Here is a 20,283-nt window from a genome sequence, read left to right as displayed (position 1 = left end):
TTCCGGGTTTCTGTGCTGCCCTGACGTCTGCGTTGGCCTGGAGGAATCACGTGTCTGTCGACGTGCTACGACCCGCATCGCTCGAGGGGCTCCGCCGTGCCGTGGCCGAAGACCCCACCGTCGCGAGGCTCCGCGACTATGCGTCCAAGCCCGCTGCACGGCGCAGCCAGGACCTCCAGGTCGCGGCGCCGGCGGGCATGCGCCCGGTCATCGTCGCCGAGATCCTCGAATGCGTCCCGGACGACGGCGCGGTGGTCCTCGCCGTGACGGCGACGGGCCGCGAGGCCGAAGACCTCGTCGCGGCGCTCGGCGCGTATCTCCCATCGGATTCCGTGGCGCTCTTCCCGAGCTGGGAGACCCTCCCGCACGAGCGCCTGTCGCCGCGCTCGGACACCGTGGGGCGCCGCCTCGCCGTCCTTCGTCGCCTTGCGCACCCCGAGCTTCCAGCGCACGACGGCGCGCAGCCGCTGCGCGTCGTCGTCGCCCCGATCCGTGCGGTGCTGCAGCCGCTCGTCGCGGGCCTCGGCGACCTCGAGCCCGTCTCGCTCGCCGTCGGCCAAGAGCGCCCGTTCGACGAGGTGGTGCGCTCGCTCGCTGCGGCGGCCTACGCGCGCGTCGACATGGTGACCCACCGCGGCGAGTTCGCGGTGCGGGGCGGCATCATCGACGTCTTCCCGCCCACGGAAGACCACCCCGTGCGCGTCGAGTTCTTCGGTGACGAGGTCGAGCAGCTGCGCTGGTTCGCCGTCGCCGACCAGCGCTCGCTCACTGGCCCGCACGTGCACCACCCGTCGTCGCTCTTCGCCCCGCCGTGCCGCGAGCTGCTCATCACGCCATCGGTCATGAGCCGCGCCGCGCGGCTCAAGGGCTCGCTCCCCGCGGCAGAGGACATGCTCGAGAAGATCGCGGGCGGCATTGCGGTCGAGGGCATGGAGTCCCTCGCGCCGCTCCTCGTCGACGCCATGGTGCCGTTCGTGGACGAGCTCCCCGAGGGGTCGGTCGCGCTCGTCATGGAGCCCGAGAAGGTGCGCACCCGCGCCCACGACCTCGCCGCGACGAACGACGAATTCCTGGCCGCCGCGTGGGCGACGGCGTCCGACGGCGGGGCCGCACCGCTGGATCTGAGCGTCGCCGGGGCGTCCGGCGGCGACGCGGCCGCGCACGCGGGCCGCCTCGAGGATGCGAGCTTCGCGTCGCTCGCGGACACGCGGGAGGCGGCGCTCGGCCGGTCCATCTCGTGGTGGTCGGTCACGTCCCTCGGCGTCGACGAGGAGACCGTCCTCGACATCGACACGCTCTCGATCGCGGCGCGCGAGCCGCGCGGCTACCACGGCGACGTCGCCGAGATGATGCAGTTCATCGGCTCGCGGGTCGCGGACCAGTGGCGCATCGTCGTCGCGACGGACGGGCCGGGCCCGGCCCAGCGCCTCGCCGAGCTGTTCCACGACGCCGACATCCCGTGCACGCGGCTCGAGGGCCTCGAGGGCGCTCCCGAGCCGGGCATCATCGAGATCACGACGGCGACGGCGGGCAAGGGCTTTGTGCTCGATGGCCTCAAGCTCGGCCTCCTCACGGAGGCGGATCTGCTCGGCCGCGCGAGCGCCTCGGGGACCCGCGACATGCGGAAGATGCCCTCGCGCCGCCGCAACGCCGTCGACCCCCTCCAGCTCCATGCAGGGGACTTCGTCGTCCACGAGCAGCATGGGATCGGGAAGTTCGTGGAGCTCGTGCAGCGGAAAGTGGCTGGAAGCAGCGGCTCGGGGGCTGCGACGCGCGAGTACCTCGTCCTCGAGTACGCGTCCTCGAAGCGCGGCGCGCCGGGCGACCGGCTCTTCGTGCCCACCGACCAGCTCGACCAGGTGACGCGCTACGTGGGCGGGGACACGCCGTCGCTCTCGAAGATGGGCGGCGCGGACTGGGCCGCGACGAAGTCGAAGGCCAAGAAGGCCGTCAAGGAGATCGCGGGGGAGCTCATCCGGCTGTACTCGGCCCGCATGGCGTCCCGCGGGCACGCGTTCGGTCCGGACACGCCGTGGCAGCGCGAGCTCGAGGAGGCGTTCCCGTATGTCGAGACGCCAGACCAGCTCACGACCATCAACGAGGTCAAGGCGGACATGGAGCGTGAGGTGCCCATGGACCGGCTGGTCTCGGGCGACGTCGGCTACGGCAAGACCGAAATCGCCGTCCGGGCGGCGTTCAAGGCCGTCCAGGACGGCAAGCAGGTCGCGGTCCTCGTGCCCACGACGTTGCTCGCGCAGCAGCATTTCGAGACGTTCTCGGAGCGCTTCTCGGGCTTCCCCGTGCGAGTGCAGGCCCTGAGCCGATTCCAGACCGGCTCTGAGGCGAAGGACGCCGTGGACGGGCTCAAGAGCGGCGCGGTCGACGTGGTCATCGGGACGCACCGGCTTCTCTCGAAGGAGGTCGAGTTCAAAGACCTCGGCCTCGTCATCGTGGACGAGGAGCAGCGCTTCGGCGTCGAGCACAAGGAGGCGCTCAAGAAGATGCGCACCAACGTGGACGTCCTCGCGATGTCTGCGACGCCCATCCCGCGGACACTTGAGATGTCCCTCACCGGGATCCGCGAGACCTCGACGCTCGCGACGCCGCCCGAGGAGCGGCACCCCGTCCTGACGTATGTGGGCCCCTACACGGACAAGCAGGTCTCGGCCGCGATCCGCCGCGAGCTCATGCGCGAGGGGCAGGTGTTCTTCGTGCACAATCGCGTCTCCTCGATTGACAAGATGGCCGCGTCGATCCGCGAGCTCGTGCCCGAGGCCCGCGTCGAGGTCGCGCACGGACAGATGTCGGAGCACCGCCTCGAGCAGATCATCATCGACTTCTGGGAGAAGCGTTTCGACGTCCTCGTGTGCACGACGATCATCGAGACCGGCCTCGACATCTCGAACGCGAACACGCTCATCGTGGACCGCGCGGATTCCTACGGCCTCTCGCAGCTGCACCAGCTTCGCGGGCGCGTGGGCCGTGGCCGCGAGCGCGCGTACGCATACTTCCTGTACCCGTCGGAGAAGCCCCTCGGGGAGGTCGCGCTCGAGCGGCTCAAGGCCGTCGCGGCGCACAACGAGCTCGGCGCGGGCCTCCAGCTCGCGATGAAGGACCTCGAGATCCGCGGCGCGGGCAATCTGCTCGGCGGCGAGCAGTCCGGCCACATCGCGGGCGTGGGCTTCGACCTCTACATCCGGCTCGTCGGCGAGGCCGTCGCGGACTTCCGCGGCGAGGCCGAGGAGAAGGCCGCCGACATGAAGATCGAACTTCCGGTCAACGCCCACCTCCCGCACGACTACGTTCCCGGGGAGCGGCTCCGGCTCGAGGCCTACCGCAAGCTCGCGGCGGCGAACGACGACGGCGCCATCGCCGAGGTCATGGACGAGCTCACCGACCGCTACGGCGAGCCACCCGCACCCGTGGAGAACCTCGCCGCCGTCGCCCGCTTCCGGGTCCGGGCCCGCGCGGCGGGGCTTACCGACGTCGCGCTCCAGGGGAACATGGTGCGGTTCGCCCCCGCGGACCTGCCGGAGTCGAAGCAGATGCGGCTCACGCGCGTGTACAAGGGGGCGCAGTACAAGCCGGCGCTCAACGCCGTGCTCATCCCGAAGCCGAAGAGCGCGCCCGTGGGCGGGCGCGATCTCGCGGACAAGGAAATCCTCGACTGGTCCGATCAGGTGGTCACGGCGCTCTTCACCGACTGACCCACCCCAACCCGTGGCCACGTCTCGCCCACGCCTGGCCACGTCTCGCCCACGCCCGGCCACGTCTCGCCCACGCGTGGCCATCTCTCGCCGCTGCGACAATCCAGGCGCGGACCCGGAAGTCAGGCTGCACGCTTCGCCATGGCGACACGCAGCTCCGATCTCACCCTCGCAAAGTCGTCTCGGGCGTCGGCCGCCGTCACGATGATGACAGTCCAGCCCGCCGCGCGGAAGGCACCGTCCCGGCGTGCATCGCGGAGTCGCTGTTCTTCGGTAAGGTGATGTGCGCCGTCGTACTGAATGACAACTCGTATATTCCGATACCCAAGATCGCCACTTGGCGAATACGGATCCGATGGGTTAAGTCGAATTTGGAGCTCTGGTTCGGGAAGGTGGTGCGCCAATAGGCTCAAGCGAAGGAGAGTTTCGGGCACTGAATCTGCTCCAACTCTCATATCCGCGAGGGCTTCCCGGCACTTCGCGACACCGCCCATATTTGGGTGCGCTTTGAGCATCTCGGTGAGGGTCGTTCTGCTCGCGTAAGGGGTAGACCGTCCTTCGAAGGCGATTCTCGGTTGTCGAATGAGCTGGTCACCGAGGATTACGAGCGCGACGGGACCGAGTTCGAGGCCGAGATCAAGCCAGGTTCGGGCGGGAGTGGTGACCCGCAGCCCGCCGTCAAGCTCTTGAATCTCATCGGGGAAGATACGCGTGCGATGACCAACGACCCCCTTTCGACGAACACGTTGGCCTTCTGCCGACCTGCTGATATGCAGGCGCGAATGATCGGATGAGCCTTCTGGCAGCCAGAGCCCATGGATTGCGGCGGCGGTCCTATGTGAACCCCATGCGTTCGGCGCAACGGCCAGGTGAATCCGCAGCCGGTCGGCCACTGAAGGCACCTCGCCTCCGGGTCCATAGAGTTCTCGGCTCAGGTGCCGGACGTCTTCCCGAAGTAGGTCTCGATAGTCCAGGCCTACTTCGCTGGCCTCCGCGGCGGTGAAGGGTCGTGACAACAGAGAATGGGCGGAATCTGGTGCGATGGACATGGGCCATGCTTGCACGGTTTTCAGATTCGCCGTCGAAGTTATCCACAGGCAAGCTAAAGGGGCCTCGCGACGCCGAGAGGTGGCCAGGGGTTGGTGGGAGGTGGCCAGACGACGCCGAGACGTGGCCAGGGGGCGGTGAGAGGTGGCCTCGCGTCACCGAGAGGTGGCCAGGGGTTGGGTCAGGGGGCCGCGCCGAACAGCTCGCGCAGCCCGCGCGCCGCGAAGCCCGCGACGGCGGCCGCGCGGTCTGCGATCCCGTGCACCCCGACGGGCTCGACCGAGCCGAGGAGCGCTGCGACGTCGCCGAGGCCCATCGAGACGTCGACCGCGACGCGCCCGCCGACCTCCAGCCGCGCATGCCGCGCGTCGTGCCACCCGTCGAGCGCGCCGTCGTCGAACGTCCGCGTGAGCCGGAACTCCTCCCACGGGCCGTCCACGCGAACGCGCCCACGGTAGGACACACGCCCGCCGTCGGCCTCGACGGCCCCGTCGGCGAGGAACACGCGGGAGCCGAACGGCGCGAAGTCGACGTACCCCGTGACCTCGGGCGCCTGCGTGCCGTCGCGCGTGGGCACCACGAGGGTGACCCGGACCGTGAGCTCATGCCCGCCCGCAGTGCCGTGGAGGGACTCGTTGAATCGGACGCCGGGAACCCGATCGACCATCGCGGTGCAGGACTCGTCGTGCGGGACGCCGCCGGGCCGCAACGCGTCGAGGTAGGCTCGCGCGTCCCGATACCCCATGCCGATGAGGGCATCCGCGTCGATGCGGCCGAGGTAGAACTCGGGGTCGAGGGGAAGCGGATGCTCGGGCCGGATGACGTGGAGCACGAACTCGCGGCCCGACGAGGCGGCCTCGTCGAAGTCGGCGAGCAGGGCGCCCATCGCGCACATCTCGATCATGTGCACGTACTGCTCGAACGGCCCGTCGCCCCAGTACGGGGAGTTTCCGATGCACCACACGAGCCATACCTCGTCCGCACCGCGCCGGAGCGCCTCGCGGACGTTGGCGTCGCGCATCCAGACGGCGTCGGTCCAGACCTGGCCGTCTCGCTCGAGCGGCGTGACGAAGAGCGGGAGGGACATGCCGGCTGCCATGAGCTCGGCGTCGATGTGCCGGGCGTCGATCGCGTGGGCAACCTTGCGGGTGAATTCGGCGACGTTGAACGTTCCCTCGATGGCGCCGGGGAGCGCGGCGCGGCGCCGGATTTGGTCAGCGTCGATCCCGAGCGCCGGGAACACCTTCCGCAGGATCCCGTCCGCGTCGCCGAGGGCGGGGAGGGCCCCGGGCCCCTTGAGATAGTCGCCGAGGGGAAGCGCCGAGCTGAAATCCCTCACGTCCAGACTCGACCAGCGGGCGCACATCTCCTCGGGGGAGATCCCCGAGAGGAGCATCCCCGTGGCGAGGATTCCCCCGGACGATCCGTCGATGTGGTCGAATGCGATGCCTTCCTCGGAGAGCGCGCGGACGACGCCGGCCTGCCACGCGACCCGCATCCCGCCTCCCGCGAGCACGAGCGAGCGCTTCATGAGGGGAGCCTCCCCGCGCGCGGGAGCTTCCTCAGGTAGACGAGGCACAGGATCCCCGTGACGAAGTCGAAGGAGGCGACGCCGAGGGCGAGCGGGGCGAACGCCGCGGTGGCGACGCCGATGCCGACGGCGGCTGCCGCGCCGACCTTCTGCAGGCCGCACCACAGGAGCACGGGGCGGTTGGCGGTCGACGTCGCGAGCGTGTGCAGGAGGAGCCCGCCGACGATGATCATGAACATCCCGATGGTCCCGAAGAGCTGCCGCTCGACGAGTCCAGGGGCGACGCCGAGGAGACGCAGGACGACGTCGCCGAGCGGGATCTGCGCCGCACCGGAGACGATGGTGACGACGGCGATCGCCGCGAGGACCGCGCGCAGCGGGTCAGCCGAGGCCCACGCGAGGAGTCCGCGGCCGTTCCGGCCTGGCACGGTGCGCGGGAGATCCGCCGTGCTCATGCGAACGACCCCAGGAGGTGGCCCCGGGCCACGAGGATCCACACCATGGACAGCCACGTGAGCGTCGAGACGTAGAAGCGGATGTCGTTGAGCATCATCCACCGGATGAGGAGGCTGCGGAGCTCGTTGTCGTCCGCGAAGTCGCCGCCGCGGATCTTGATGTTGATGGGGATGATGAGGCCCTGCCCCACGATCGTGAGCGCGATGATGCCCGCCTCGCAGACGATCGCCGGAATGATGCGCGTCGTGCCCCATTCGGCCCAGATCATGGCGCCGCCGGCCAGGAACATGATGGGGACGACGACGGTGAAGAACGCCGTGGCGCGCTTGGTCGGAACGCCGAAGTGCATGTCCACGTTGCTGCGGTCGAGCGAGCGCCACGTGGGGTAGAGGAACCACTTGAGCACCCACATGGTGCCGACGTACATCGTTGCCCCGAACAGGAAGTAGAGCTCGACGAACAGCAGGACCCAGTTCACGACGCCCGCCCTTCAGCCGCGGCCCGGTCTCCGGCGGTCAGCGAGCGGTCGGGCGGCGCGAGCCATTTCTGGCTCTTGCCGAGGCCCACGACGCTCTCAAGAGTCTCGCCGCCGTCGAGCGATGCGAGGGCCTCGTGGCTTTCGGCCGTGAGGAACCAGGCCTCGAAATGGTCGTCGAGCACGCCGTGGGTCTGGGGGAGCCACGCTGTGAAGAGCGGGCGGCTCCCGACGCCGAGCGTCTTGAACGGGGCGACGCGCGGCGAGTCGCCGAACACGATCCGTCCCTCGGCCTGGCGTCCGAGCGCGACATCGGCGACGGCCTCGAAATAGATGTCCGACTTCCACAGCATCCCGCGGAACGCGCAATAGTTGGAGGCCGCCATCTTGAGCGGGAGCCCCGTGGGCTCGGGCTTCTCGATCTCGACGTAGCAGGCGAGCTTTCCGTCGAGATCGTATTGGGCTGAGACGGTCCTCTCATCGATCACGAAATCGAGGTTGGCCTGGTGCTTGGGCATGCCCCAGATGCCTTTTCCTCCCTTGACGGAGATCTCCGTGCTCACCGGGAGATCGACGACGAACTGTCCCATGCCCATGCTCTTCTGGAAGACGAACGGCAAGAGGGGCGGGCGCGGCTTGAGCCCGTGCGTGACGGCGATCGCGAGCGAGTATTCGATGTATTTCCCGATGTCCGTGGATTCGTAGTTGACGATCGTGACCATGAGGACGCCCTTTCCCCCGAGGGTGAGGGGATGGAGCTCCTTCCCGGGCAGGAGGGCCGCGGCCGCCTTCGCGTTGATGGGGAACGCGGCCATGAGGACGGGGGAGTGATGCGAATTCACGGGCAAGACGAATTCGATGCCGTCCCCGGAGGCGTATTGGCCTCGGAGCTCCTTCTGCCGTTCGGGAAGGGTCGACGGCGTGAGCCTGAGGAGCGGGGCGAGGAACCGTGCGAGGGAATTCATGAGTTCAACTCCTTGACGATGATCGGAAAGGTGTCCTGCCAGGCGTTGGATCCGAAGAAGACATCGAGGTGCCCGTAGCCGGGGATGAGGTGCAGCGTGTCCCGGCCGGGGCGATGCCGCGAGAGGAATTCGTACGTGCGTTCTTGGCTTTCGGGGAGGAAGCACAGGTTCTCGAGGCCTGCGAGGAGCGCGAAGCGCGCGTCGGTGCGTGGCGCCTGGGCACCGAAGTCGTCGGGGAGTTCGGGGTGGTTCCCGACGGTCACGAGGCGGCCCGCCCTGATGCAGCGGCCCATTTCGGTGAAGAAGCTGAGCGGCACCTCGGCGAATTCGCCTTTGATCCACGAATGCGTCGTCTCGTCGAGATTCTCGTGCCGCCAGAGCGCGGGCCGCCCGCTCCCATACGTGAAGCTCACAAGCTTGCACACGGTGTTGTCGCATTCGTGGTGGCTCGCCTTGACGATCGCGCGCACGGCCCGGCTGAAATACCCTTCGGAGCGATTTCCCCATGCTGGCGAGAGGAATGGGCTGAAGCGCTGCACGAGCGGCGCGAGCCGCTCGATCTTGAATCGCGAGAATGCGGGCACGACGGGGTGGAGCGAGACGGCGTTCGAAACGATCGTGTCGACGCGCGGGAGCAGGCCCGCCGCGGCCGACATCGCGAACGACGTGGACCCCTGGCAGTGGATGACCGCCTTGAGCGTCTCGGCGCCGGTTTCGGCGAGGACGCGGTCGACGGCGGCCGGGTGGTCATACACGGCGGCATCGGCGAGCGTCCAGGCCACTGGTGCGAGATCGATGGACGCCCGCCAGTTGAGCATCCACACGTCCCAGCCGTCCTCGAGGAGCACGTCGACGAGGGTCGTCGCGACCGGCGGCCGGAACAGCTCGGCACGGACGCCAGCGCCGTGGACGAGCAGGACCGGCCCTTTCGACGGTGTGGCCGGGGACGTCACATGGACGAGGCTGAGGGGGCGGTCGTCTCGTGATCGGAACGGGATGACGCTCGTCTCGTGGTCTGCGCGGGTGATGCCCATGGCTTCGCTCCTTCCCTCGCGGCTCGGGGTTCCTGTGTAGCTTCGCGGGCAACGGTGATGGGGTCCTCGAGGAGGCGGAGGCGGGGGAGCCCGCCGCTCGGCACGGGACGTGCCCCCGCGCCGTCGGGCTCGAGGTCCCATTCGTGGCACACGGTGTCGGCGACGAGCGGGTAGACGGTGGCCGTGCCGTCGGGCGCGAGCCGGATGCGGAGGAATCCCTTGTGGTCTTCGACCGCCTGGCCGGACATCGCCCACGACGCGACGCCGCTCGGGCCCTTTGTCCCGATGATGAAGAGCGCGAATCCCTCGCTCCCGAACGTCCAGCCGCCGAGGAACACGATGACGAGCGCGAGCGGCCCCGCGACGGGGCCGGGGAGCCCCGCGAGGCCCGTGACGAGCAGGACGATCGTCGCGCTCAGGCCGAGGGCCGCGATCTGGAAGAGGACGCAGCGCGCACAGGTCAGGACGGCTCCGCGGCCGCGATCGAGCGCGCCCGTGACGATCGCGAGGATTCCGAGCGCCGCGAGCGGGATGCCGACGCCCACGATCGCGGTGGCGGGTACGCCGTCGTGCGCCATACCCTCGAGGTTCCCGAGGAGCGATTCGCCCCGCAGCCCGCTCGCGACGGCCCACAGGATGAGGAACGCGACCGCGTGCCACAGCCCGAGCAGGGGCCCGAACCCCGGATTCCGGATGGGAAGCCAGAAGCGCGAGAACGGATTGGCGAGCCGGCGCACGAGCCTGGGGCACTCGTCGTCGTCCGGGTACAGCGCGGAGGTGCGGACGAAGCGTCGCGTGTCCCCGTCGCGGGCCCCGCGCCCGCCCGAGGGCAGCACCGATGCCGAGACGGGGGCCGTGATCGGCGCGGGCAGGGCGAGCTCTCGCGGCACCCACGTCGTCTCGGCGAGGTAGGCGCCGCCGAGCCCGCACGTCACGAGCTGCTCGGGCTCGCCAGGTTCGGGCCCGCCATGGCCGGCTTCCGCAGAACCGGCGGACTCGAAGCGCGAATAGTGGTGGTGGTCGCCGCTCAGCCAGAGGCGCACGGACGCCCCGGTCTCCTCGAACAGGCCGGTCTCGGGGTTGAAGCGCCGCCGCAGGTAGTCCTGCTCGAAGAAGTCGATCTGCCGGAACTCGTCCGCGGTAGGCGTCGTCGCATGGACCCAATAGGGGGACGCGAGGCACAGGATGATCGCGTCCCCGGGCTGAAGCTTCGTCGTGACGTTGTTGTAGAAGTACTCGAGCTGGGGCTCATCGATGTATTGGCCGAGCTGGCTGTCGAGGCCCACGAGCCACCAGCCGGGGTGCCCGCGGCCGCCCGTGAGGCGGAGCCCGAAGTAGCTGCGCGACTGGATGGTCCGCCACCCGCCGATGCTGTGCTGGCGCGTGAAGACGCGCAGGAACGACGTGAGGCCGTCGTACCAGTCGTGGTTTCCCGGGAGGGCGATCATGACCGACGCGGGTGGGCACGAGTCCGCGAGCACGCGGTGCGGGGAGAAGGGGAACGCCGCGCTGTAGGGTCCGACTGTCCGGTCCTCGTACCCCTTGGCCGACGCGACGGGGTAGACCTCGTCGCCCCCGAGGACGAGGACGGCGCCGCGCGGCAGCTGCGTGCCGTCGACGTCGAGTGCGTCCTGGGCGAGGAGGAGCGCGATCGAATACGTCGCGTCGAATCCGTCGCCGAGGTCCGCGGCGAAGTCGAGCCACAGGTCCTCGCCCTCGCGCCGCACGATCCGTGGGGCCGGGGCAGTCTCGTCTTCCGTCTGAGGAAGCCCGACGCCGGGCTCGCCGTCGATCGGCTGGGCCGGCCTGCCCGGGAGGGGGAGCCGGTCGAGCAGGAGGGGTGGGCCGGGGAGGGCGCCTTCGAGTTCGCGCTTGTCGCCGAACGCGGCGAAGAGCGTCGCGGCGGCGACCTTGAGCGCCGTCCTGCTGAGCGAGACGGGGGCGAGCCAGCGCACCGCCTGCTGGGGGGTGAAGCCGAGCTCGGCGGAATGCGCCGCGAGCTCCTTGAGTTTCATGGGTCTGCCTTTCGGGGGGAGCTGGCTCGGGCGGCCGGATCAGGCGGGCGCCGACGGGGAGCGGCGGGCCCCCGGGCCGTACACGGTCCAGAGCTGGCCGAGGAAGAAGCGGCCGAACGTCGCGAGCGCTTCGGCTCCCGCAGGGCCGGTCGTGCGGAACGTCGTGAGCTGCTTCGCGAAGTCCGCGGGCCTGATGTGCAGGATGCCCGCGCCGACGACGTCGTGCGTCTCGCCGGGAGCTGCCTCCGCGCCGGGCGCGGTGTCCGCGGGAGGGGGCACGTGCCCTCGGAGGAACGTCGCGTACAGGACGCTCGTGTCCCGCCACAGGTTGAGCGCGCCGTCGTCGCGGACGAGCTTGTGGCCCGTGAACGTGAGCTTCGTCCCGCCCGGGTCGCGGATCCACAGCCGGTACAGCATCCGCCGCGCGGGCCGCCCGCCGAACGAGCCGTCGTCGACGAACAGGTTGAACCAGCCGCGCTCGACGGGGAGGCGCCCGCCATACTGGTCCGCCACGACGTACCCCGTCGCGACGGCCGGGTGGGCCGGGTCCGCGACGAACCTCTCGATGTCTGGCGCGGTGATCGTGAGCTCGAACATGACCGTTCGGCCCTGCTCCCGCCCGAGGCTCCTGCCCGCGTCCGGGTCCTTGGCCTCGGGGCTGAACCAGCCGTGCATCTGCTCGGTGAAGGCCACGGACGTCGCCCCCGCGGGCGCTGCCGCACCGGCGGGCTCGCGCCGTTCGTGCGCGGCGCCGTCGAGGGGTGTTCCAGGGCGCTCGCGGCGGGCGCCGAGGCCCTTCGTCGCGTCCGGCGCGAGGGACCTCGGCCCGAGCGGGGCCGGCTGGCCCGAGGCGGCCGCGCCGTCCGTGCCTCCCGCGGCGCCCGGGCGGGCAGGCGGCGAGGCGGACGACGACGGCGCCTGGGCCGCGTCTGCGCCGGCACCCGCGTGGGCAGACGGCGAAGCAGACGACGACGCCGACGTAAGCAGGCGCTCGCACGCCCGCTCGGCGAAGGCCGCGATCGTGAGCGACGGATTCGCCCCGACGGGCCCCGGCATCGCGGCCGCGTCCATGACGTAGAGGCCCGGGTAGCCGAAGACCTCGCCGTAGGAATCGCACACGCCGGACGAGGCGTTCTCCCCGGCCGGGGCGCCGCCGATGGGGTGGACCGTGATGACGCGCTTGGCCCACCACAGGGGGTTGTCGACGAAGCGTCCGTCGAGCTGCCCCGCGATGTCCTCCATCGTTCCGCGGACGCGCGCGAAGTACTGCTCGGACGTCGCGACGGTCCAGTCCACGGCGAGCTTCCCGTCGGCAAGGCCCATGACGCCGTCGGGCACGTCCCGCCCCATGCCGAGCAGCGGAAGCGAACTGGCCGAGAGGTGTCCGTCGCCGAGGGCGGCGGCGAGGTCGTAGGAGATGTTGGAGCGGCGGGCCTCGAAGAGGCGGTCCTTGAGGAGCTGGAACGCGACCTTCGCGGTCCGCTCGGCGGCACTGCTGAACTGTGCCGTCTCGATGAGCCAGTTGATGAAGGCGGGGTAGCCCGCGTCCTCGACGTAGTAGCCGCGGCCGGTCCCGCCGTCGACCGTGTCCGGGACGCGGATCGCCGTGGTGATCACGGGTCCGCTGCTCCCCAACAGCGTGCGGACGTGCGGCTTCTCGCCGTCGCTGCCCGGGGTCTTCGCGTCGAGGACGAAAGTGAGGAGGTCGCCGTTGCCGCTGAAGCGCGTGCCGAGCATCGGGCTGAGCCCGGGGAGCGAGCCGCGGTTGCGGAGCAGGAGGAAGTTCGTGCCGAACGTCCCGGCGCCGAGCACGAGGCGGCGGCAGCGGATGATCCGTTCGAGGAGGAGCCCGCCGGCGCCCTCGGGATCGTGCACGACGTACCGCACCTCGTAGCCTCCCGCGACGGGGCGGATGCCGCGGACGTCGTGGAGGGTCCGCAGATCGGCCCCCGCATGCTGGGCCGCCGAGAGGTACGTGTGGTCGAGGGTGTTCTTGGCGCCCGCGTTGCAGCCGAGGTCGCATTCGCCGCACAGGGTGCACGTGGTGCGGACGGCGTCGGGGCCGTGAACGCTCCCGTACGGCGCGGGCGGGAGCGGGGCGTTGGTGCGCGGTGCGCCGCCCGGGGTTGGCGAGAACGTGACGGCGATCGGCGGCCGCTGGATGTCGAGACCGAGCGTTGTCGCGCAGGCCTCCATCGCCGCGGTCTTGGGGGTGTTCTGGTACGGGTAGCGGACCGGCGCGAGCATCTGCTCGGCCCGGTCGTAGTAGGGGTCGAGCTCGGCCCGCGTGAACGGCCAGTTCTCGTAGCCACCGCCCGGCACGGGGGACTCCCGGACGAACCATTTCTCGTCCTTGCGGAGGAGGACATTCGCGTAGATGAGGGAGCCGCCGCCGAGGCCCGCCGAGACGAGGCCTTCGAGCCCGCGGAAGGTCCACGCGTCGAAGAGTCCGTAGAGCTGCCGGTCGGGGTCCCAGAAGTTGAGCCCCATCTGTGCGGGGGAGCGCGCGAAGTCCCCCGGGCCGTAGCGGCGGCCCCGCTCCATGAGGACCACCGAGTGGCCGGCTTCCGCAAGGCGAAGGGCCGCCACGGAGGCCCCGAATCCCGATCCGACGACGACCGCGTCCACGGTCTCGTGCCGGCTTGAACGGAGTGATGAAGGTGCCAGCCCGACCATGGCGTTCCTCTCGACCATGATTGACGCAGCGGGCCGTTCAGGCCGGCGTGCCCGCGCGATGACAACGACATGGTCGCATCGCGGGACACAATTGTCCAGCGTTTGGATTTACTCAATACGGGCGGTGGCTTAATAATCCGGTCCGCGGAGGCTCCGCGCTAGAGCTGAGGCTCACGAGACGGTTGTTAACGCAACAGCGCACCTTCGGAAGGGCGATGCGGAGGTGCTCCGATCGCGCCCCGGAAGGTGCGCTGTGCTGCGTGAGAGGACTAGTTGCGGTGCTCGCTGCCCGAGTCCGAGCGCCCGAGGAACGTCATCGGGATGAAGAACGCCGCGGCGAAGCCCACGATGAGAGCGGCCATGGGCCACGTCGTCGTGAGGTCGAGGAAAGAGACGAGCACGAGGCCCACGATGAACAGCGCCATCAGGACCACGAAGATGATGATGCTGCCGGCGAGCGGGTTCTCCCTCTCGACCGGCTGGTTGGTGGCGTTCTCGGCCATGCTGTCTCCCTTGCCGTGCTAGTACGTTCCGGAGCCGGAGCCGCCGGTGACAATGGCCACGCCGGAGCTTGCGCCGATCCGGTTGGCACCCGCAGCAATCATAGCCCGCGCGTCTTCGAGGGTGCGCACCCCGCCGGACGCCTTGACGCCGATGTGCGGCCCCACGGTGCGGCGCATGAGCGCGACGTCCTCGGCGGTGGCCCCGCCGCCGTTGAAGCCCGTCGACGTCTTGACGAAATCCGCGCCCGCCTCGGCGGCCGCCTCGCACGCGAGCACCTTCTGCTCGTCGGTGAGGAGCGCAGCCTCGATGATGACCTTGAGGATCGAGGAGCTCCCGTGGACGGCCTCTGCGACGGCCTGGATGTCGTCGACGAGGGCGCCGCGGTCGAGGGCCTGGGCCGCCGCGATGTCGATGACCATGTCGACCTCGTCCGCGCCGTCGAGCGTGGCCCCGCGCGCCTCGTAGACCTTGACGTCGGTCGGCGTCGCGCCGAGCGGGAACGCGGCGACCGAGCACGTGAGGACCTTGCTGCCGCGCAGTGCCTTCGCGGCCGTCTTGACCCAGCGCGGATTGACGCACACCGATTTGAAGCCGTATTCGACGGCCTCGCTGCACAGCGTGAGGATCTCCGCCTCGCTCGCCGTGGGCTTGAGCAGCGTGTGGTCGATGAAGCCGGCGATGTCGGCGGGGCTAAGGGCCGCAGGCCCAGAAGACGCAGGCCCAGAAGACGCAGACTCGGGAGACACGGCGGGGTCCTTTCGATCGGTTGACCCCATCGTGGCACACTCCGCCGTGCCGCCATGCCACTCATGCGATGATGCCGCGACCCGGCGGCGCGCTAGGAGACTCTGCTTCAGACCCTGCTGCGCTCGACCCGCAGGCGGTATCCGCGCTTCACGACGGTCTGAATCAGGTCCGGGGCAGGAAGCCCGCTGCGCAGCCGGTTCACCGCCATGTCGAGCGCATGGCTCGATCCGGTCTGCGAGAGCAGCCGCGCGAGCGCGTCGCGGGGCACCACAGCACCTCCCGCGTCGAAGAGCGCACGGAAGAGGAGCATGGCCGCCGGCGCGAGCGTGAGCTCCTCTCCTGCGACGGTCATCGTGCGGCCGCGCAGCTCGACCGGCCCCGCGGGGGTCTCAAGCCGCCGCGTCTGGCGGCGCGAGAGGTTGTCCGTCACAAGCTTGATGAGCGCTCCCATGCGGAACCGGTCGGGAACCCAGGGCCGCAGTCCCGCGGCCTCCAGCGGGGCGGCCGTGACGGGCCCGACGGCGGCGGTCGCGACACGCTGCCGGAAGGCTGCGACGAGCTGGGCGTGCATGCCGAGTTCGTGGGCCGCGCTGAACAGGGCGTCCACGGCGGGGGCACTCGTGAACGTCACGACGTCGAGGTCTCCCGCGCACACTGCGGCGATGAGCGCCTCGAGACGGTCCTCGCCGTCGGGGCGCACCCAGCGGTACGGCGTGACCGTGATGAGCTCCGCGCCGGCGGCGCGCAGCCGCTCGAGCTGCGACGCGTCCGTGTAGCCGTGGAGTTGGATGACCACGCGCTTCCCGTCGAGCCGCCCACCCGCGTCGCGCAGCACGAGGTCGACGAGGGTCGCCGTCGTCTCGTCGTTCGAGATGCCGACGTCGGCGAGCCCGGCCGCCCGCACGGCACCTCGGGCCTTGGGCCCGCGCACATACAGGGCGGCGGCGCCGAGGACGTCGACGAGGTCTTCCCCGAGGCCGGCCGCGTCTGCCACTTCGAGCCACCGGCGCATCCCATACGCCGTCGTGACGATGCAGATGTCCGGACGTGCCGTGATCGTGCGCTGCGTGTCCTCGATGACGCCCAGATCCTGCCCCACGGGCGCGATCGTGAGCACGGGCGCGTGCAGCACCTCGGCCCCGCGACGTTCGAGGGCCTCGATGAGATCCTCGGCGCGCCGGTGCGACGTGACGCCGACCCGGAACCCCTTGAGGACCGTCTCGAGCTCCCCGGGTGTGGGAGCTTCACGGGTGTCCATGACCGCCGCTGCTCCGTTCATGAGAGCCTCACTTCCTTCGTTGTCCTTCCGGCCGCCGTCACGCATCGAGCAACGAGGCGGCGAGGTCCCGTAGCTCGCTGCGCCCCGCCGCGCCGCTCGCGAGCCCGGCGAGCCGGACGACGTCGCCGATCACGATCACGGCCGGGTTGCCGCACGTCGCAGTGTCCGCCTCTGCGCGGCCGAGCTCGGTCACGGTGGTGCGCTGGCCCGCCTGGTAGCCGCGTTCGACGACGGCGAGCGGCGTCTCGAGCGGGAGGCCGGCGCGGCGCAGGCCCGACGCGAGATGGGGGAGGTTCGCCACGCCCATGAGCACGACGAGCGTTCCACCAGCGGCGCCGAGCCCTGCGAGGTGCTCGTGCTCGGCCGCCGAGAGCGGCGCGTGGCCCGAGATCACGGTGAAGCAGTGGCTCACCTCGCGGTGGGTCACCGGGATGCCCGCGGCTGCGGGGACGGAGATCGAGCTCGAGATGCCCGAGACGATGCGCACAGGGATGCCGGCTTCGGCGCACGCGAGCGCCTCCTCGCCCCCGCGGCCGAACACGAACGGGTCGCCGCCCTTGAGTCGAACGACGTTAGCGCCGTTATTAAGCCCGCCCCCGCCGCCCTTCCCGCCCCCGCCGCCCTGCCCGCCCTTGGCGTATTCCACGAGCAGCGCGTTGATCTTGTCCTGCGGAACCTTGTGGTGCCCGGGGAGCTTGCCGACGTCGACGAGCTGCGCCGTCGTGAGCTGCTCGAGCTCGCGCCACGGCGCGAGCCGGTCGAACAGGACGACATCGGCGTCGCGCAGCGCCTCGACCGCGTCGACGGTGAGGAGCCCGCGCGAGCCGGGCCCGCCACCGACGAGGGTGACGTGCCCGCGCGGCCCGGCTGCGGGCTCTCGCACGACCGGCACCCCGGCGCTGCGGTAGTGGTCGAGCACAGGTGCCCACTCGCCGTCGTGCGCAGCCTTCCCAGGGGACTGCGGCGAGCCGACGACGGCGACGAGCCCGGGGCGCGCGGGCAGCGCGACGGCGGCCATGAACGCGGCGGGGGAGTCGAAGTGGGCGAGGGTGGCCCCCGCGCGGCGGTAGCGCAGGACCGCCTGGCGGGAGGCGTCCGCCTCGCCGAGCAGGACGACGGGGGTTCCCTCGAGGCTGATCTCGAGCTGCATGTCAGGCCTCCTCTGAATGAGTGGGGAGCGCGCCGCGGAGGGGGATGGTGGTGCCGAGAGAGACTCTTTCGGAGGCGGTGGCGGGGCGGATCTGCTCGCGCTCGGCGACGTGGACGATCGAGTCGTCGACGGCGTCGGGCGCGTTCACGAACGAGCGGAAGCGGCGCAGGCGCTCGGGGTCCTTGAGCGTCGCGGCCCACTCGTCTTCGTAGGACTCGACGTGCCGGTCCATGGCCGCCTCGAGCTCCGCGGCGATGCCGAGCGAGTCGTCGACGACAACCTGGCGCACGTGCTCGAGGCCGCCGTCGAGGTCCGCCTGCCAGTGCGCCGTGCGCTGGAGGCGGTCCGCCGTGCGGATGTAGTACATGAAGTAGCGGTCGATGTACTTCACGAGCGTCTCGTCGTCCAGCCCGCCCGCGAGGAGCTGTGCGTGCGCGGGGTTCGCGCCGCCGTTGCCGCCCACGTAGAGGTTCCAGCCGTCCGAGGTCGCGATGACGCCGACGTCCTTGCCGCGGGCCTCCGCGCACTCGCGAGCGCAGCCCGAGACGCCGAGCTTGAGCTTGTGCGGGCTGCGCAGGCCGCGATAGCGCAGCTCGAGCTTGATGGCCATGCCCACGGAGTCGAGCACGCCGTAGCGGCACCAGGTGGACCCGACGCAGCTCTTCACCGTCCGGAGGCTCTTGCCGTACGCCTGGCCGGACTCCATGCCAGCCTCGATGAGCTCGCCCCAGATCTCGGGGAGCTGCTCGAGCCGCGCGCCGAACAGGTCGATGCGCTGGCCGCCCGTGATCTTCGTGTACAGCCCGTACTTCTTCGCGACCGCGGCGATGACCGCGAGCTTGTGCGGCGTGATCTCCCCGCCCGGGATGCGCGGGACGACCGAGTACGTGCCGTCCTTCTGCATGTTCGCGAGCGCGCGGTCGTTCGTGTCCTGGAGCGCGCCGCGGCCGGCGTCGAGCACGTACGCGTTGTGCTGGGACGCGAGGATCGAAGCGATCGTGGGCTTGCAGATGTCGCAGCCCGCGCCCTTGCCGTAGCGGGCCATGATGTCCTCGAAGGAGGTCAGCTGGAGGACCCGGATCGCGTCGAAGAGCTCCTGGCGGGAGAGCTCGATGTGCTCGCACAGGGCCTTCGAGACGGTCACGCCCGCCTTCGTGAGCTCCTTCTCGAGGAGCTTCTTGAGCATCGGCACGCACGAGCCGCACTGCGTTCCGGCGCGCGTGCACGCCTTGAGGGCCGGGAGCTCGCGCACGGGCTCGGAACCTTCGCACGTCCCGCAGCCGCCGATCGCATCGCGGATCCCGCCCGCCGAGACGTTGTTGCACGAGCATAGGATCGCGTCGTCCGGGAGCTCGGTCTCCGGGGCCTCGCCTCCGCCCGCGGCGGAGAGGAATGCGCCCGGCTCGGCCGGGAGCTCGCGGCCGAGGAGCGGGCGCAGGCTCTGGTACGGCGCGGCGTCGCCCACGAAGATGCCGCCGAGGAGGGTCCGCGCGTCGTCGGTCGTGACGATCTTCTGGTAGACGCCCCGGGCCGGGTCCGCGTACACGATCTCGAGCGCGCCCGGCTCCTGCGCGAACGCGTCGCCGAAGCTCGCGACGTCGACGCCCGAGAGCTTGAGCTTCGTCGCCGTGTCGAAGCCCGGGAACGTGGCCTCGCCGCCGTGGAGCCGGTCCGCGACGATCTCGGCCATGGTGTTCGCCGGGGCCACGAGGCCCACGCACTCGCCGTCGAAGTTCGCAACCTCGCCGATCGCCCACACGCCGTCGACGCCCGTCGCGCAGCCCGCGTCGATGACGACGCCGCCGCGGCGGCCCAGCGCGAACGGCGCCTCGAGCCCGGCGGCTGCGGCGTCGTCGTTCGCGAGGCGGAGCAGCTCGTCGCGTGGCGTGATGCCGACCGCGGCGACCACAAGGTCCGCGGGCAGTACGCGCTCGTCGGCCATGCGCACCCCGGTGACGGTCCCCCCGACCCCGGTGAGTACCTCGGCCGGGGCAACCCCCGTGTGCACCTCGAAGCCCTTCGCCGCGATGAGGCGGCCGAGCGCCTGGCCCGCACCCTCGTCGAGCTGCGCGTTCATCAGCCAGCGGCTGCGGTTGACGACGGCGGCGTCCCCGCCGAGCTCCTGTGCGCCCGCCGCGGCCTCGATCCCGAGGAGGCCGCCGCCGATCACGACGACCTTGGGCCGGCGGCCCAGCTCGTCCGCGAGGCGCGCGATCTCGTGGCGGAGGAGCCACACGTCGTCGAGCGTGCGGTAGACGTGGGCCGCCCCGGCTCCGGGGAAGGGGAGCTGCGCGGCGTCCGAGCCCGTCGCGAGGACGAGCTCGTCGTAGGCGTGCGACCCGCCGTCCTCCGTGTAGACGACGCGCTCGCGCGGGTCGAGGCGCACGGCCTTCGCACCGCTCAGCAGGGTCACGCCGGCGGTTCCCCAGAACGCCTCGTCGCCGAGGGTGAGGTCGGCGTCGCCCGTGAGGGCCTTGCCGAGCGAGACGCGGTCGTAGGGGAGATGCGCCTCCTCCGAGAGGACAAGGACTTCGGTGCCGTCGAGGCCGCGCGCTGCCATCGCGTCGACGAAGCGGTGCGCGGCCGGGCCGCCGCCGACGACGACGACGCGCCGGGTGCCGTGCGCTGGGCGAGGCTCGCTGGTGCTGGGGGTGCTCACGGGGTGAGGCCTTCCGTCGAAGGGACGCCGAGCGTGGC

Annotated in this window: 14 protein-coding genes; 2 read left to right on the top strand and 12 right to left on the bottom strand. The window is 70.7% G+C overall.

The window, feature by feature from the left end:
* Nucleotides 1-50: 50 nt before the first annotated feature.
* Complete coding sequence (mfd, locus tag SPF06_RS18210) at nt 51-3,707, top strand: transcription-repair coupling factor (RefSeq protein ID WP_323280558.1); 3,657 nt, start codon at nt 51-53, stop codon at nt 3,705-3,707.
* Between the two features lie 575 nt (nt 3,708-4,282).
* Nucleotides 4,283-4,501 carry a hypothetical protein gene (locus tag SPF06_RS18205; protein ID WP_323280557.1) on the top strand — a complete coding sequence of 73 codons (219 nt, stop codon included), beginning with the start codon at nt 4,283-4,285 and terminating at the stop codon, nt 4,499-4,501.
* A gap of 434 nt (nt 4,502-4,935) precedes the next feature.
* On the opposite strand, the gene SPF06_RS18200 is transcribed toward SPF06_RS18205, so the two are convergent.
* From SPF06_RS18200 to nirB, 12 genes are all read right to left on the bottom strand, one after another.
* Nucleotides 4,936-6,285: a patatin-like phospholipase family protein gene (locus SPF06_RS18200; RefSeq protein WP_323280556.1), complete on the bottom strand. Its 1,350-nt coding sequence runs from the start codon at nt 6,283-6,285 to the stop codon at nt 4,936-4,938.
* Nucleotides 6,282-6,740 carry a hypothetical protein gene (locus SPF06_RS18195; RefSeq protein WP_323280555.1) on the bottom strand — a complete coding sequence of 153 codons (459 nt, stop codon included), beginning with the start codon at nt 6,738-6,740 and terminating at the stop codon, nt 6,282-6,284. The genes SPF06_RS18200 and SPF06_RS18195 overlap by 4 nt, the downstream gene beginning before the upstream one ends.
* The gene (locus tag SPF06_RS18190; protein ID WP_323280554.1) at nt 6,737-7,219 is read right to left on the bottom strand and encodes a hypothetical protein; all 483 of its coding nucleotides are present in this window, start codon (nt 7,217-7,219) and stop codon (nt 6,737-6,739) included. The genes SPF06_RS18195 and SPF06_RS18190 overlap by 4 nt, the downstream gene beginning before the upstream one ends.
* Entirely contained in the window at nt 7,216-8,181 is a 966-nt protein-coding gene (locus tag SPF06_RS18185; protein WP_323280553.1) for an acetoacetate decarboxylase family protein, read from the bottom strand. Before SPF06_RS18185 ends, SPF06_RS18190 begins: the two co-directional genes overlap by 4 nt.
* Entirely contained in the window at nt 8,178-9,215 is a 1,038-nt protein-coding gene (locus SPF06_RS18180) for an alpha/beta hydrolase (RefSeq protein WP_323280552.1), read from the bottom strand. The genes SPF06_RS18185 and SPF06_RS18180 overlap by 4 nt, the downstream gene beginning before the upstream one ends.
* On the bottom strand, nt 9,131-11,230 hold the full coding sequence (locus tag SPF06_RS18175) for a hypothetical protein (protein WP_323280551.1): 2,100 nt from the start codon (nt 11,228-11,230) through the stop codon (nt 9,131-9,133). The genes SPF06_RS18180 and SPF06_RS18175 overlap by 85 nt, the downstream gene beginning before the upstream one ends.
* A 39-nt stretch (nt 11,231-11,269) precedes the next feature.
* Nucleotides 11,270-13,924 carry a GMC oxidoreductase gene (locus tag SPF06_RS18170; protein WP_323280550.1) on the bottom strand — a complete coding sequence of 885 codons (2,655 nt, stop codon included), beginning with the start codon at nt 13,922-13,924 and terminating at the stop codon, nt 11,270-11,272.
* A gap of 251 nt (nt 13,925-14,175) precedes the next feature.
* Entirely contained in the window at nt 14,176-14,409 is a 234-nt protein-coding gene (locus SPF06_RS18165; RefSeq protein ID WP_323280549.1) for a hypothetical protein, read from the bottom strand.
* An 18-nt stretch (nt 14,410-14,427) separates the two neighbouring features.
* Nucleotides 14,428-15,156, bottom strand: coding sequence for a deoxyribose-phosphate aldolase (gene deoC, locus SPF06_RS18160; RefSeq protein WP_323280548.1), 729 nt, complete (start codon nt 15,154-15,156; stop codon nt 14,428-14,430).
* A gap of 107 nt (nt 15,157-15,263) precedes the next feature.
* Complete coding sequence (locus SPF06_RS18155; protein WP_323280547.1) at nt 15,264-16,436, bottom strand: uroporphyrinogen-III synthase; 1,173 nt, start codon at nt 16,434-16,436, stop codon at nt 15,264-15,266.
* A 37-nt stretch (nt 16,437-16,473) separates the two neighbouring features.
* Nucleotides 16,474-17,586: a uroporphyrinogen-III C-methyltransferase gene (gene cobA, locus SPF06_RS18150; RefSeq protein WP_323280546.1), complete on the bottom strand. Its 1,113-nt coding sequence runs from the start codon at nt 17,584-17,586 to the stop codon at nt 16,474-16,476.
* Nucleotide 17,587: 1 nt separating this feature from the next.
* Nucleotides 17,588-20,146, bottom strand: coding sequence for a nitrite reductase large subunit NirB (nirB, locus tag SPF06_RS18145; protein WP_428985799.1), 2,559 nt, complete (start codon nt 20,144-20,146; stop codon nt 17,588-17,590).
* Between the last annotated feature and the right edge of the window lie 137 nt (nt 20,147-20,283).

Origin of the sequence: Sinomonas terricola (assembly GCF_034931225.1) — a bacterium.
Lineage (GTDB): Bacteria > Actinomycetota > Actinomycetes > Actinomycetales > Micrococcaceae > Sinomonas > Sinomonas terricola.
This window is presented reverse-complemented; position numbering and strand designations above follow the sequence as displayed.